General features: G+C 59.6%; 11 protein-coding genes and 2 pseudogenes. 1 reads left to right on the forward strand and 12 read right to left on the reverse strand.

Annotated elements, in window-relative coordinates:
- Positions 1–463: 463 nt before the first annotated feature.
- A pseudogene (locus tag C8K44_RS01585) lies at positions 464–760 on the reverse strand (integrase core domain-containing protein); the annotation flags it as partial.
- 149 nt (positions 761–909) lie between these two features.
- On the opposite strand from C8K44_RS01585, the gene C8K44_RS01590 reads away from it, so the two are divergent.
- Positions 910–2,172, forward strand: coding sequence for an IS110 family transposase (locus tag C8K44_RS01590; protein ID WP_109573986.1), 1,263 nt, complete (start codon positions 910–912; stop codon positions 2,170–2,172).
- A gap of 251 nt (positions 2,173–2,423) precedes the next feature.
- Here the strand turns inward: C8K44_RS01590 and C8K44_RS01595 are convergent.
- The 11 genes and pseudogenes from C8K44_RS01595 to ugpC form a co-directional block, all read right to left on the reverse strand.
- Positions 2,424–3,080, reverse strand: a pseudogene (locus tag C8K44_RS01595) (leucine zipper domain-containing protein); the annotation flags it as partial.
- 278 nt (positions 3,081–3,358) lie between these two features.
- A complete protein-coding gene (locus tag C8K44_RS01605) occupies positions 3,359–3,655 on the reverse strand; it encodes a hypothetical protein (RefSeq protein WP_109573989.1) in 297 nt (98 codons plus the stop codon).
- A 468-nt stretch (positions 3,656–4,123) separates the two neighbouring features.
- The gene (locus C8K44_RS01610) at positions 4,124–4,819 is read right to left on the reverse strand and encodes a response regulator transcription factor (protein WP_245417316.1); all 696 of its coding nucleotides are present in this window, start codon (positions 4,817–4,819) and stop codon (positions 4,124–4,126) included.
- 351 nt (positions 4,820–5,170) lie between these two features.
- Positions 5,171–5,878, reverse strand: a complete 708-nt coding sequence (locus C8K44_RS01615; protein ID WP_245417317.1) for a Crp/Fnr family transcriptional regulator — start codon at positions 5,876–5,878, stop codon at positions 5,171–5,173.
- Between the two features lie 519 nt (positions 5,879–6,397).
- Positions 6,398–6,607, reverse strand: coding sequence for a hypothetical protein (locus C8K44_RS01620; RefSeq protein ID WP_146203896.1), 210 nt, complete (start codon positions 6,605–6,607; stop codon positions 6,398–6,400).
- Positions 6,608–7,003: 396 nt separating this feature from the next.
- The gene (nadE, locus tag C8K44_RS01625; RefSeq protein ID WP_109573993.1) at positions 7,004–7,999 is read right to left on the reverse strand and encodes an NAD(+) synthase; all 996 of its coding nucleotides are present in this window, start codon (positions 7,997–7,999) and stop codon (positions 7,004–7,006) included.
- Positions 7,999–9,531 (reverse strand): class I adenylate-forming enzyme family protein, encoded by a 1,533-nt coding sequence (locus C8K44_RS01630; protein ID WP_109573994.1) that lies wholly within the window; start codon positions 9,529–9,531, stop codon positions 7,999–8,001. The genes nadE and C8K44_RS01630 overlap by 1 nt, the downstream gene beginning before the upstream one ends.
- Before the next feature lie 19 nt (positions 9,532–9,550).
- Positions 9,551–9,823, reverse strand: coding sequence for an acyl carrier protein (locus tag C8K44_RS01635; protein WP_109573995.1), 273 nt, complete (start codon positions 9,821–9,823; stop codon positions 9,551–9,553).
- Between the two features lie 22 nt (positions 9,824–9,845).
- On the reverse strand, positions 9,846–11,792 hold the full coding sequence (asnB, locus tag C8K44_RS01640; protein ID WP_109573996.1) for an asparagine synthase (glutamine-hydrolyzing): 1,947 nt from the start codon (positions 11,790–11,792) through the stop codon (positions 9,846–9,848).
- A gap of 24 nt (positions 11,793–11,816) precedes the next feature.
- Positions 11,817–12,926, reverse strand: coding sequence for a hypothetical protein (locus tag C8K44_RS01645; RefSeq protein ID WP_245417318.1), 1,110 nt, complete (start codon positions 12,924–12,926; stop codon positions 11,817–11,819).
- Positions 12,927–13,083: 157 nt separating this feature from the next.
- On the reverse strand, positions 13,084–14,154 hold the full coding sequence (gene ugpC, locus C8K44_RS01650; RefSeq protein WP_109573997.1) for a sn-glycerol-3-phosphate ABC transporter ATP-binding protein UgpC: 1,071 nt from the start codon (positions 14,152–14,154) through the stop codon (positions 13,084–13,086).
- Between the last annotated feature and the right edge of the window lie 4 nt (positions 14,155–14,158).

Raw genomic sequence — 14,158 nt, forward strand, 5'->3', positions numbered from 1 at the left:
TTCATCGCCCCGTGGCAAAGAAACACCTTCGATATGGATCTACTCTCAAAGGTGTAGCTCCAAGGGGAGCATCAACCCATATGATGATGCTGTTCGAGAAATCAGCAGAAGTGCGTTGCGCGTTCATTTGGTAAGGCCGAGTTTGGCCGGCATGCTTTCGACGAACGACCGCGCCTCTTGGGCGGGCATGGTGCTCGCTCGCGCATCAGAAATGGCGGACAATCGCTCTTTTCGAGCCGAACTCTCGACGGGACACTTGGCGCGCCGCCTGGCTTGAGAACGGTGTTCATCGCCGCCTGGAGCGGTTTCGTGGAGCGTAGCGGAAGCACGAAAAAGCCGCGAGGACGAGCTGCCACTTTGCGGTTCGCAGCGAGTACGCTAAGGCGTCACTGCCGAACCGGGTGACTGTCTGTTCGAATATCTAATCCCTCGGATCAACTTCAGTTGTATCCGATCATGCTAGCTAGCTGTGGAGCCTCAATAGGTTGTCCCGATCCAGTCCAAGGCGACTGATGGGTGGTTTTGATCCTAGGCTTCCGTGTGGCCTGTGCCAATTGTAGCGATGAAGCCAATGCAGCAGCTCCGTCGTGCGTTCTTGAGAGCTGTTGTAGGCTCGAGCGTAAGCCCATTCGCGCAGGCTCGTTTGAATGAAGCGCTCAGCCTTGCCGTTTGTTTTGGGCGTGTACGGCCGGGTGAAGACTTGCCTTAGACTCAGACGTTTGCAGGCTGCCTGGAAAACCTCTGATCGATAGCAGGAGCCGTAGCACTTACGGAAGGAATGATGAGAGGCAACCGAGACAACGGTGCGCGCAGCTTTTCGCTGCAGGCGCGCACCGATCGAGGTGGCCATGGCCAGTCGAAGAATCTCTAGAATGTGAATGTTCACAGCCCATTCCGGAGAGACCGACCATGACCAGCCCAGATGTTATACCCGCCGATGCGGTGTTGGTAGCCATCGACATTGCCAAGGTTCGCAATGAAGTTCTGATCGAAGATCCAAGCCATACGCGTCGCCGCCGGCTGCAGGTCCTCAACAATCGTGCGGAGCATGATCGGCTGATCGAGATTCTGCGGGCGTATGGCCGACCGGTGATCTGCGGCTTCGAAGCGACGGGCAATTATCACCGACCCATCGGCTGGCGTTTGGCTGAGGCAGGCTTCGAGGTGCGGCTGGTGTCGTCACTGGCGCTCGCCCGAACACGCGAAGCCTTGCACAACAGTTGGGACAAGAACGATCCCAAGGATGCGCAGGTAATCCTGCACATGCTGAGAATCCAAGCGACGCAGCGCTATCACGATCCGCTGCGCGCCGGCATCAACGACGTGCAGGAACTGTCGAAGACCCATGAAGCGATCGCCAGGACCAAGACCGAGATCCAGCACCGCATCCTGACGCATTACCTGCCGCTGTATTTCCCCGAGATTGATCGCTTCCGGGGAAACAGCCGCAGCGATTGGTTCTTCGCCTTTCTCGATGCCTTTCCGACGCCGGCAAGCGTCACTGCGCTGACGAAGGAGGAGTTTGTGGCAGCAGCCTGGGATGTCGTCGGCCGCAAAGTCAGCAAGTCACAGATTCTCATGGATATTTACGAGACGGCGCGCACGTCGATCGGACTTCCGCTGCCGCTTGATGCCCCTGCCATTCGCATGTTCCGGATGGTCATTGCCGAAGCGCGCAGCCTGATCCGTCAACGCAACGAGATCGAGACACAGGCCGACGAACTGCTGCGGCACAGTCAGGATTACCAGCTGCTGCGGCAGATCCCGGGCATCGGGCCAATCAATGCACTGACGATCATCGCTGAAGCCGGAGACCTGCGCCGCTTCCACCATCATCGCCAGTTTCTCAAGTTCTGCGGACTGGATCTGTCGACACAGCAGTCCGGTCAATATCGAGGCCAGACCCGCCTTTCCAAGTTCGGCAACGCGCGGCTGCGCCGCACTCTATGGATCGCCGGGCAAGTCGCCATCCGTCAGCGTGAGAACGGCTTCCGACACAAGTTCGAACGCTACATCGCAAGAGATCGCGACAATCCAGATCTGCGCCGCAAGGCGATGACCGCTATTACCGCCAAGATGGCGCGCGTCGTACACGCCGTCGTCAAAGGCGGTTCCGACTACCGGCCCTTCGTTGAAGGGCGGGTGCCAGGAGGAAGAACCTCTGTCAGCTAGGGCCGTGAGGGCATCGCTGCGATGACCCTGTAGATAATGTTCGGGTCTTCCACCTGGATCAGAAGCTCGTGTTGAGGACGGTGAGGGCCGCCTGTGCGCGGACCCTGTGTTTGCTATGGACGAGACCTTTTCCCTTACAAGTGGAAGCCGCCTGGTTCGATCACCCAACTTGACGAACGTCACGCGGCGAGAGCATGCTGGCGAACAGAGAGACTTTGACTGTCTACCCCATTTCCTTCCGCTCTTAGGACGTTGTCGGTCATCACGCGCTCGACCCGGATTCCCAGCCTGGCATAGTAGGCGACGGCGGCCTCCAGGAAGGCAACGGCGCTGGCCTTGCGCTCATCCGGCATGACCTGCACGAAAGCGACGCGAGAGGCGTCATCGATACAGACGTGAACGAACTCCCAGCCGATGCCGAGATGGCGGTTGACCACGCCTGTCTGCCGTCCGGTGATGCGGTGCCCTACCGAGCCGATGCGGCCAAGCTTCTTGATGTCGAGATGAATGAGTTCGCCCGGATGCTCCCGTTCATAGCGGCGCACGGGTTCGGGTTCCAAGGTGCTCAGTTTGTTGAGGCCCAACCGGTGTAGAACGCGGCTGACCGTTGCCGGCGAGACGCCGGCCTCGACAGCGACCTGTTTGCCCGTCCAGCGCTGGCGGCGCAGCCGTACGCTCGTTTCGACGGTTTCAGCAGCTGTCGGCTGGCGCAGCCGATGCGGCCGGGATGAGCGATCAGCCAATCCGCCCAAGCCTTCGCGTCGGTATCGGTCGATCCATTTGCGAACTGTCCGCGGGCAAACGCCTGCAGCTTAGGCAACGGCCTCCGGCGTTTGTCCGCTCTCGACCTGCCTTACAATTCGCTCTCGACCGTGCCGCGTCAGGCGGGCATTCTTGTGGACGTTCATCCGATCCTCCCGGAATCACTGAAGCTTCGACAACCTCAGTCTTCTCGGTCAGGGTCGGATGGACAACCTATTGAAAGCTCACACCTAGGTAGAGTAGCAGCGCCTTCGCAATCGCGCACTGCCAATGAAGCTGTCATCGCCTGCGAAGCGCACACGTTGGAGGCAGCCGCTTCCGATCTGTACTCCTGACTTTTGGTCCCGGCCAATCCAACTGCTTTGCGCACGCCCGCAAGCAATTGCTCCCTTTCGCCATCAAACATGTCAGGAAGTATGAGAGACTAACTGTCGGCCACCAGTCGCCTTTCGGCAGGAAAATGCCCTGCGATCCAGCTTGTTGCCTCATGCAGCGTCTCGAACATCCGATGGCAACCACCCAAGCGGCCGTACCCGGTTTCCAAGAACCACCCGCTCTTGACGGAGTATTGTTCCTCGTCGACCTGGGTCAGAACGGCTACGAGTTGGTCCGATTTCATTACCAGCAGACCGCTTTCCCCTCCATCGACAGTCGCTAGCTTTACATTCAAAAAGGCAAAATCTTTCAGTTCTTCGCCGTGAGGCGACGTTATATTGCTCATTCGAGCAGCCCCTCATTCCCCAAGCAGACAAAAACGTGACCTGAAAATACATGCGGTGCTCACACAATGCGCACAGCTTAGAAAACGCACTCATACACGCGCTGCAATTGTTAGTCGATTATATAAACAGTCGCAAGTAGACCATAGAATCGATCCACCACACAGTAAACTGGCCAGATTTGCTGTGGATGGAGAGCTTTTTGGTCCACCCAATTTTTTCCATTGAACAGCATAAGGAACGGGCGTGATCAGCCGGCGGCATGCTCAGTCTCCCGCCGACGTAGCAACACGAAGGCATTCCAAGGCTTCCAGCTACGCTGTGGTGACAATTGGAAGCGCAGCCAATCACTGGCCGGCATCGTCAATCGCAGCCAAGAAGGCAGCCATACCCGCTATTTTGAGGAAACTGGCCCCGCAAGGCTGTCATAGCCTTGCGGGGCCATGGTGGTGGCCGCTGCTCAAGCTGAGTTAAGCGTCGCCAGGAAACAGGTCATTGAGCTTATAGGCAACCTCGGTACGGTTGGTAGCCTTCAGCTTTTTCATGATGTTTCGAATATGAACCTTCACCGTACTCTCGCGCAGCTTGAGCTCATAGGCGATGATCTTGTTGGCCTTGCCGCGACGCAAAGCCTGCACCACTTCGACCTGGCGAAGCGTGAACATTCCCGCCAGTGGGCGCGGCTCCTGACTGCCCGAGTCGATGAGGTGGCGCATGGCGAGCAAGCTGCTCGCCGGAATGAAGATGCCACCGGCAATCGCAAGACCGATCGCTTCCACGCAGACGTCGACCCCTACGGTCGTAGGGATGTAGCCGCGCGCGCCACACTCAAGCGCCTTCATGATCTGCTTGAGTTCATCCGTATCGGCCAGGATGACCACCGGGACCGACTTGAATTCGGCTGTTATTTGGGAGATTTCGCTGGCTACGTTGGCGTCTGTTATCTTCTTCCCGCCAAGGTTGAGAAGGATGGCAGCCAGTGACGGATGCAGATCCTTTTGCTTTCGCCATTCCTCGACTGAGGCCAGCGCGGAAACCTCCATGCCAAGGTCATGATAGACCAGGGCCCTAGCAAGACATTCGCGATCGAGCGCTCTGTTGTCGATGATGAGAAGACGATCGTGAGGATGTTGATCAGCGCCAACTCCATGCCGCGAAACGTCCACATTGCTCCTAGCACTGGGTAAGTTTGAACTCTTCCCATGCTCTCCGAAACTGGATTCCATAGAAGTACCCGCCCTTTCCGCACATGATTGCAATTGTTAGCAATCTGTGCACCCCATTTGACTTGAGTAAGCTTGTTTTTTGCCTTTCATACATATTTGGACGCTTGTATTTACCTATAGCGTCTTTGTTGTGCTGCTCCCGATTCTCGGCCTTCACCCAAATGACCGAACGAGATGCAACGATAACTCAACCAATTCCTTTTTCATTAACATAGATTAATGTAACCTATGGTGGTGTAGATCATCCTTTTGAAGCATTTGCGTGCATTCGATCGTACGCGGGGGCGCGTCTTACAGGGTCGCTGGTCGAGGCGCGGGCGAGTGCCGCGAGCTGGCACTTTTCTGCAGAGCGGACGGCCAATTGTACTGCAGGTAGGCCCTATCGAAACCTGCCAGCTTCACCAATTTGGGCCGGCTGAGGAATTCAACCGAGCCTGCGCGGAACGACACCAACTCTCGTTCGCGCAGCTCGCGCAACGTCCGATTGACGTGGATCTGCGTGAGCCCCAGCGCGTCAGCAAGATCGTGCTGCGTCAGCGGACAGTCGTAACCGTGGTCTCCCGCCCCCAGTCTTTCTCCCGTTTCGAGCAGATAATGAGCCGTCCGCTCGAGGGCGCTGCGCCGGCAAACACTGGTCAGCCGCTCGACGGTAATCGCATGTTGGCGCGCGGCAATCCGTGCAAAAAGCACGCTCAATGTCGCATTTTGGTCGAGTACTTTTCTGAAGCTCTGCCCTGGTATCTCATACAGTGTCACGTCGGACACGCAGCTCAGAGAATTGATGCCACCTCCATCAAATTGGGGGAAGCCAAGTATGTCGCCCCTGAGTGGCGTGTCGATGATCTGCCTGCTGCCGTTCGAGAGATGGCGGGAGACGCAAGACCATCCAGAAGCGATTATGAAAATCCGTGTATTGCTGTCGCCTTGGTGGCTTACAACTGCACCGGCAGGATAATTCCTGGGCGTTGCCTCCAGTAATTCTGCTGTCTTGTCTTCCAATGCAATCGTCACTCCCAGAGGAGATGACTGCATGAATGTCAGCAATGTACTATCTGGCATCGATCTTACTACAAACTCACGACATGGTTGATTCAAACATCATGCATTTAGACATGTCTCGAAATGATCTCCCGTATTTCACAGCACGCTTACAGCCCAAACGGCTCGTGCTAGGCAAATGGACCCCACAGATACTTAGTATTCATCATCTCATCTGATATCATGCGCAAGTGGATGTCCATGGCTCTTAAGGGCGGCCCTCATCTACCTCCAATGCGCCATTGACCTTTCGGGCATACAAGCCGGAAACTCGCTTTGCCTGCGTGGAGGCGCGCTTGCTCATCACGCGGTCTGATTGTGTCATTGCGCACATCAGGATAGGGGAGTCGTTACCCCAGCCCCACCGCCCAGCGGCTCTCCTATCGCGCCTCCTGCATGGCAATCGCCAGCACAAATCGCGCAACAACCCACGCAACCAGCACGTGAGTACCGCCCAGGCAGGGTAAGAATGCGAGGCGCTTATGCGTGGCCTTGCGGCCTCGCCAGCCGCAGATCGAAGCTGGCGCTGTCCGCCTTGCCGTTAAAGGCTGCGATCAGCCGCCGCGCCGCAATACTCGCAATGTGCGTACGCGGGAGTTTGGCCTCTATCCGGCGAGCGGATTCGTAAACTTCCAAAAGAATTGCGTATTGCTTGGGGCCCAGCACATCGTGATCGACCACGTCGCACATGTGGTATCCTCCTCTACGCAAGAGCATCATGCGTCCGCCCGGCACAGCGATGCCCCTAGACCTTCAACGCTAGCAGATCATCGCGCGACATGTAAGCAACGTGGAGGTGTAAGCGCCAATGCGCTGGCACGGCACCATTGTCGCTGGGTACGCCCGCGCATTGTCCTTTCGTCATAGACAGCGATGCCTATGCGCATTGTTGGCATCTTCGCGACTACGACGCACGGGTGCCCCCCAAGGCCGAAAGAGGTACCGAACCCACCTTATGGCGTAGGTCTGCGCGTCTCTTGCTATTCCTTAGGATGTCGGCAGAGAAGTCGGGCAGCTCTGCTGAACCGTGGTGAACCTTATTGCTGACCGTTGCTTGGTTAGTCGACTAGTTTCGCTCCGCTTCTGTCATGCTTCGACAAGCAGCGGTTGCTGATGGAGGTAACGCGCTGCCTTGCGCTTGGCTGCGATGTCTTGCCAAATGGCGACCGCCTGTTCATCGCTCAGGGAGGCCGCTTTGCCAGTGTTGGCAGCGCTCCATCCATTGTTGAGGCCAAAAAGGCACACGTCCATCTGGGCGTAGGGTACGGCGAAGTAGAACTCTTCCTGCGTTTGTGGCAGCGAATAGGTATCCGTTGTCGGCGGCCTTTGCCGGATTTCCTGTGGTACGCCGAGATAAGCCGCCAATTGATAGACCTGGGACTTGTAAAGATGCGCGATCGGCTTGATGTCGGCCGCGCCATCGCCATTCTTGACGAAAAAACCCTGGTCGTATTCCAGCCTATTAGGTGTGCCGATCACCGCATAGTTCAGGCGGTCGGCGTGGTAATACTCCATCTGCTTGCGCGTACGCTGCTTCATGTTCGTGGCCGCGACGATGCCGAGATAGGCCGGGGCCGGCAGGCGGTGCTTTTCGACCTTGCCGTCAGGCGAGCGCACGACTAGCGAAGAAATGTTGTAGCCACCTGTTGTCAGCGCATTGGCGAAGACGATTTTCGACGCCCAACCGGGACCGAATTCCGGCACCACCTGGCGGATGCAGGCATCACGGCGCTCATAGCAGCGCATGGCCTCGAGCGTAGGTCCGATATCCTCGACGACGGCTTCAATGCCGTAAGTGTCAGCGACCGCGCGGCCGAGCCTCAGGCTCTCTGGATCGGAATCATGCTCAGGCATGAAAACGCAAAACACGTTCGCGGCGCCGAGCGCCCGAACCGCAAGGGCAGCGCACACGCTGGAATCGATGCCGCCCGACAGGCCAAGCACGAAGCCGCGCCGCTTCAGGCCGTGGCGCACCTGCTCCCGCATTGCCATGGCGATTTTGTCGGCTTCGGCCGCGCAATCGATATCGAGCGCGGCCATTGAATACTGGCCGCTTTGCTCTTGTTCGTCGGCAACGCGCATCATTTTTCCTCCATCGCCGCCAACGCCAGACGCCGGCTGGGCTTTCCACTATCCGTCTTGGGCAGGCTCGAGCGGAATTCCACCGTCTTCGGAACCATGAAATCTTCGAGCCGCCGGGCGCAAAAGCGCATCACATCGCGCTGTGTAAGGGCCGGATCGGATGGCACGACCAGGGCATGTATCGCCTGGCCCAAGACGGGGTCAGCGATGCCAACCACCAGGGCTTCGGCGACGCCCGGGCAATCATGGAGAACCGCCTCTATCTGTAGTGGCGGAACTTTCTCACCCCGCGACTTGATGATGTCGTCCTTGCGGGCGATGAAATGGAAGAACCCTTGTTTGTCCTGCCTGAAGAGGTCGCCGGTGAACAGCACCTTCTCCCAGGAGTGACGGCCAGGTCGCAGAGCATGAGAAGTCGCATCCGCGTTCTCCCAGTAACCCTGCATGACATGCGGCCCGCGCACTACCAGTTCGCCTGTCACGCCTGGTTCAGTTGCAACGCCGTCGTCATCCACGATGAACAGTTCGGTGCCTGGAATGGCGATGCCGACCGATTCCGGCCGAATGGAAAGCTCATCGGGAGGTAAGTAGGTACAGCGGGCACATTCGGTCTGGCCGTACATCGAAAAAATTCGTGCTGCCGGAAACAGTACTCGCAGCCGGCTGATATGGTCTAGCGGCAAGGGAGCCGCAGCGCTCGTTATCGTGCGGAGGTCGGGCAGGGGTTGCTGGCCCAAATCCTTCATCTGAATCAACATCGCAGCCATGGTCGGAACCAGCGGCAGTATCGTCGCTCGTTCGGCGCGCATGACTTCCATCACCGCGTAGGGATAGGCGAAGGACTTTTCGAGAATAAGCGTTCCGCCGCTCCGGACAGTCACGATCAGCTGGTAGAACCCGTAGTTGAACGCCAGCGGCAAGGCGCTGAGGACAACGTCCTCCGGACCGGCATCCAGATAGGTCACGATCGATGAAGCCGCTGCCTCGACATTGCGATGGCTCATCATGACGCCCTTTGGCTCGCCCGTGGAGCCGGACGTGTAGATCAGCATCGCCAGATCGATGTCGATCCCACCGTGTGCCGGCGGCGTGGCCGCCACTTCAAGGCAGGTCTCGAAGGATACGGCCTCTCCCATCGCGGCATTGCCAGACACGACCATCAAACCAAGATCTGGCGCGCCACGCGCGGCCTCGTCCGCGGCAGCCTTGAGCCGGGCAAGCGTCAGAACTGCTCGCGCGCGGCAGTTGCGCACCAAAAAGCCGAGGCGATCAGCCTTCACCGAGGCGTTCACTGGCACCACGACCGCGCCAGCCTTCAGTACAGCGAAGATCGCGATCACCGCTTCGGGGCAGTTGTCCATGAAAACCAGCACGCGGTCGTCGCGTGCGATGCCCTGGTCGTATAGCGCCGAAGCCAGGCGGTCCGACCTGTCGTTTAGTTCGGAATAGCTCAGCCTGCGCGCGCCAGCGACAAGCACTGTCTTAGCGGGGTACTTGCGCGCGCTCTCGCGCAGGAATTCCTCGACGCGCATGGCCTTGCTCGGATCCCTTCTAGTTTGCGGCGGAATTGGACTGGCCGAGGCGGCCACCGACAAAGGAACTGATCCTGGCGATGGAATCGAGGTTGGCGGGAACAATATCGGAATCGTTGACTGCGATCGCGAAACGCTGCTCCAGGAATGCAACGAGTTCGAGAATTCCGGTCGAGTCGATCAGATCGTTTTCGATAAGCGACGTGTCATCGGTGAGCGGGTGATTTTCGTCGCCAAACAGGAAGTTGTCGACGATGAAGGTGCGGATTTCGGCCGTGGAGGGGTCGGTCATGGTTTTGTTTCCAGGGTTCACGTCAGGATCGCCGCGTCTTTTGGAACGGCGGCTGTTTACCGGCAAAGCGGTCGACCCAGAGCTGGGTCGACAACACGCCGACGAATGCGGCGTTGTCGCGAAAGCCGGCAGCTTGCTTGTTCAGGCATTTTTCCACCAGCTTGCCGCTCGAGCGCGGATTGAACAGACCGGCATCGGCAAGTGCGGCAGCCGACAGCCGCTCGGCGACATAGCCGCCCTTGCGGGCGAAGGACACGCTCTCAGGTGCTCGGTAGGGCTGCTTGGGGCGCTTGACGATTGCGTCGGGCACGAGACCCCTTGCCGCTATCTTCAACAGGTGTTTGCCCGAAAGGCCTCTCAGCTTGAACCTTGGTGGAATGCGCGCGGAGAACTCCACCAGCCGGGGATCGAGGAATGGGAAGCGGGTCTCGACGCCATGCGCCATCGCCATCCTGTCGCCCTGGCTGGACAGGATGTAGCCTGGCAGAAGCTGCGTCGTTTCGATGTATTGCGCCTGATGTAGCGGGTGCCATCGGACGAACGCGGCCGGCAGCGTCGAGGCCAGCTCTTCGGCGGCGTCGTAACCGCCTAGCGTTGCGCGCAGATCATCAGAGAAAAACATCTTGGCCGCTGCGGTGCTGCGCAGCCTCGGCCGGTGCGAAAACAGGGGCTCGTCAGCGGCATCGAGGCCCGCGCCGAAGAAGGCAGCGAGGTATTCCGGCGTCTGCTGCTGAAGGGCTGGCAGGTACGGATAGAGCTTGCGGAAGAGGTGCGGCCTGATACGCGATCTGGGCTGGCGGGCGCAGAAGCGCCGCACGCGGGCTTCCGCGAAGAGGTCGTAGCCGGCGAGGATTTCGTCGGCGCCTTCCCCCGTCAGAACCACCTTGATGCCCTGCTCGCGAACGTGGTCGGCCAGGCGATAAAGGGGGGAGGGCGCGGTTCGCAGAATAGGCTGCTCGGTGCCGCTGACGACCTCCGGAAACAGATCCGCCGTGTCGCTAGCGCGGAACTGCACCGAGGTGTGAGTTGTGCCGAGCATCTCGACCATCTGCGACTGGTAGACGCTTTCGTCGTAGTCGGCATCGGTGAAGGTGACCGAGAAGGTGCGCAAGCCCTGCGGCACCTTCTTCGCGGCCATGGCCGCGATCACCGAGGAGTCTATGCCACCCGACAGGTATGAGCCGACCGGAACATCGGCACGCAGCCTAATGCGTGTTGCGTCGTCGAGAAGCGCCCGCAACTCCTCGGCGAGTGCCGCTTCCGAACGATCGTCGCCTGGATCATTGGCATCAGGAAACTCAAGGTTCCAGTAGGGCCTGCTCGCCGCCTCACCGCCTTCGATCAGCATGATATGGGCGGGCGGCAATTGCGATATGCCGAGGAACGCCGTCCGGGGCGCGATCGGCGCCCATAGAGTGAAGATCTGGTCGAGCGCGACCGGATCGATCCTCGCGACAAGACCCGGAACCTCCAGCAGCGCCTTTACCTCGGAGGCGAAGTACAAGGTGCCGTTCTGCCAGCTATGGAACAGTGGCCGCACACCCATCCGATCGCGGGCCAGCATCATGCGTTTGCGGCGCTCGTCCCAGATCGCGAAGGCGAAATCGCCGTTGAGAAGCGAGACGCAATCCGGGCCCAACTCTTCGTAGAGATGGAGAATGACTTCAGTGTCGGACGACGTCTTGAAAATGCGCCCGCGTTGCATCATCGCGTCGCGCAGCTCGACGTAGTTGAATATCTCGCCGTTGTAGCTGATATGGACATGCCCATCGGCACTGACCATCGGTTGGTGCCCGTCGGAGATGCCGACGACCGAAAGGCGCCGGTGTCCAAGGCCGGCGGCTTCGCCGATATACAGGCCGCCGTCATCAGGGCCGCGGTGCCGCAGCGCGCCCGTCATGTCTCGAAGCAGCGCCTGTGCGTTGTCCGCGCCGAACGCGGGCCCGCAATAGCCGGCTACACCGCACATCAGCCTGCAATCCTGGCTGGGTCGTCAGTCAAACGCATCCCCCATCAGCCTGCACCATGACTCGCCGGCAAAGCCGTTGAAGAATGCCCTCCCGTCGAGAAATGGCTGGATCAGTGCCGGATCGCGCGCATGCACGATGCTTGACGAGGCGTGGACGAAGGCAAAGCGCCGCCCAAGCATCGCATTGAGCAACGCCGGTTGCGTGCGTCCGCGTAGCGCCACCAGCCCGTTCGATGCCGCGTGGGCGATCATGTTGTCGATGACCGCCCCCTCCTGACCCGGCAGGGCCATCACCTGGAAGGCGCGGCCGATGCGCCCGCGATCGCCATAATAGATGTAAAGGCCAACTGGATGGCCAGTGCCGGTGCGCACGACACGGCGAACCCCTGGGCCGTAGTTGGCCTTGCGTCGGGCATGAACGATGATGCGAGCGAGCGTCTCGCGCCGCCAGGCTGGGCGCATGGGGTAATGCGCGGCGAGTTTCGGGATGAGGTCCAGCAACTCGTCTTCATCAACGTCCGTATCCACCAGCTTGCCTTTCGGAGCCGACGTGAAATGGGACCAGTGCGGTTCGCCATCGATGGGACGCCGGCGGATGAAGGCGTCGATCGGTCGAGCCAACGGTGAAAAGACGCGCGCAGCGCTCACGTCAGCCGCAGCGAGTTCCACCATGAAACCGGCCGGACGAATGACGCGGATCCATTCGAGACTGTAATCCGGCAGCACGGCGGCGTTCATCTTGCGCCACATGGCGGTCGAGACATCGTTGGCCGTTTCGGTCAGCGAGATGTCCTGCGGGCCGGCCAGGAACGCGCGCAACAGACGGGCGCCGGCAAAGGGGTCTTCCTTGTGGCCGTCGACCATCATCGTTCCGCACAGGGCCCCGCGCAGCGGCCTTCCCTCGAATTCGAGCGCGAGCGGCACGACGCCGACAAAGCCCGAGACGCTTCCGTCGTCGCGCTGGTGGATCAATGATGTGATGTCGTGCTGGGCGTCGGGCGCTTCGAGGAAAAGTTCCCGCAAATAGATTTCGAGAGAGCTTGTTGCCGATTGGCTGGTCTTGCGAAGGATGCGCTGAAACATCTCCGCGACCACCGGCACATCCGAAGTGATAAAGGGACGGACTTCGCTCATCTCTGTGTTTGTCGATCTGCTCTTAGCAACACGCGTTGCATTCGATCCGACGCATATCGAAGAGGTGTTAGGGAACTCTGAACTGGGGGCATCAAGCATGCTCGCCGGAATCCGTCCATGGACACCGGAAAGATATGACAGCGGCCAGCAGACCCAGCTAGTTGATCCGCTGTCCGGTTTCGGGGTCGAACAGATGCAGGTCGGACGCGGTTGCCGACAGGCGGACGGTGTCGCCCGGCTTGACCGCGACGCGGCCCATGACAAACACGCAAATCTGTTGGCCGGCGAGCCTGGCGTAGAACTGGGTCGACAGCCCAAGCGGCTCAACGACTTCGACTTCCGCCGACATGTCGCCATCGCCAGCGACATGCAGATGCTCAGGGCGCAACCCGACGGTCACCTTGTCGCCTTCGCTCACCGGCAGGCTGGCCAGGACGGGCAGCTTCTGCCCGTCGGCCAGGATTGCAGCGACAAAATCTGCACTTCTCTTGATCGTCGCTGGCAGGAAATTCATGCCGGGCGAGCCGATGAACCCGGCAACAAAGGTGTTGGACGGATGATCGTAGAGTTCGAGCGGCGCGCCGACCTGCTGGACGACGCCATCATGCATGACGACGATGCGGTCGGCCATGGTCATAGCCTCGGTCTGGTCGTGGGTGACATAGACCGACGTGGTCTTGAGCTGCTGGTGCAACGCCTTGATCTCCGTGCGCATGTGCACGCGCAGCTTGGCGTCGAGATTGGACAGTGGTTCGTCGAACAAGAACACCTTTGGATCGCGCACGATGGCACGACCCATGGCTACACGCTGCCGCTGGCCGCCGGAGAGCTGGCGCGGCAGACGGGCGAGCAGCTTGTTGAGACCGAGGCGGTCGGCGGCACCGCCGACCCTGGTATCGATCGCCTGCTTGTCGGTCTTCCTCAGCGCCAGGCTGAAGCCCATGTTGGCCGCGACATCCATATGCGGGTAAAGCGCGTAGGACTGGAACACCATGGCGATGTCGCGGTCTTTGGGCGCGACATCGTTGACGACGCGCTCGCCAATGCGGATTTCGCCGGCCGAGATTTCTTCCAGCCCGGCGATCATCCTCAGCAGCGTGGACTTGCCGCAGCCGGAGGGGCCAACCAGCACTACGAACTCGCCATCCGCGATCTCCAGGTCGACCGCCTCGAGCACGTTGAGGGTTCCGTAGTTCTTCTGCACCTTTTCGAGCGACACGGAGGCCATGGTC

Origin of the sequence: Aminobacter sp. AP02, assembly GCF_003148805.1 — a bacterium.
Classification (GTDB): Bacteria; Pseudomonadota; Alphaproteobacteria; order Rhizobiales; family Rhizobiaceae; genus Aminobacter.

Coding starts and splice junctions, on each gene's coding strand:
- C8K44_RS01590 (WP_109573986.1), top strand. CDS start 910: ATGACCAGCCCAGATGTTATACCCGCCGATGCGGTGTTGGTAGCCATC.
- C8K44_RS01605 (WP_109573989.1), bottom strand. CDS start 3,655: ATGAGCAATATAACGTCGCCTCACGGCGAAGAACTGAAAGATTTTGCC.
- C8K44_RS01620 (WP_146203896.1), bottom strand. CDS start 6,607: ATGTGCGACGTGGTCGATCACGATGTGCTGGGCCCCAAGCAATACGCA.
- nadE (WP_109573993.1), bottom strand. CDS start 7,999: ATGCGCGTTGCCGACGAACAAGAGCAAAGCGGCCAGTATTCAATGGCC.
- C8K44_RS01630 (WP_109573994.1), bottom strand. CDS start 9,531: ATGCGCGTCGAGGAATTCCTGCGCGAGAGCGCGCGCAAGTACCCCGCT.
- C8K44_RS01635 (WP_109573995.1), bottom strand. CDS start 9,823: ATGACCGACCCCTCCACGGCCGAAATCCGCACCTTCATCGTCGACAAC.
- asnB (WP_109573996.1), bottom strand. CDS start 11,792: ATGTGCGGTGTAGCCGGCTATTGCGGGCCCGCGTTCGGCGCGGACAAC.
- C8K44_RS01645 (WP_245417318.1), bottom strand. CDS start 12,926: ATGAGCGAAGTCCGTCCCTTTATCACTTCGGATGTGCCGGTGGTCGCG.
- ugpC (WP_109573997.1), bottom strand. CDS start 14,154: ATGGCCTCCGTGTCGCTCGAAAAGGTGCAGAAGAACTACGGAACCCTC.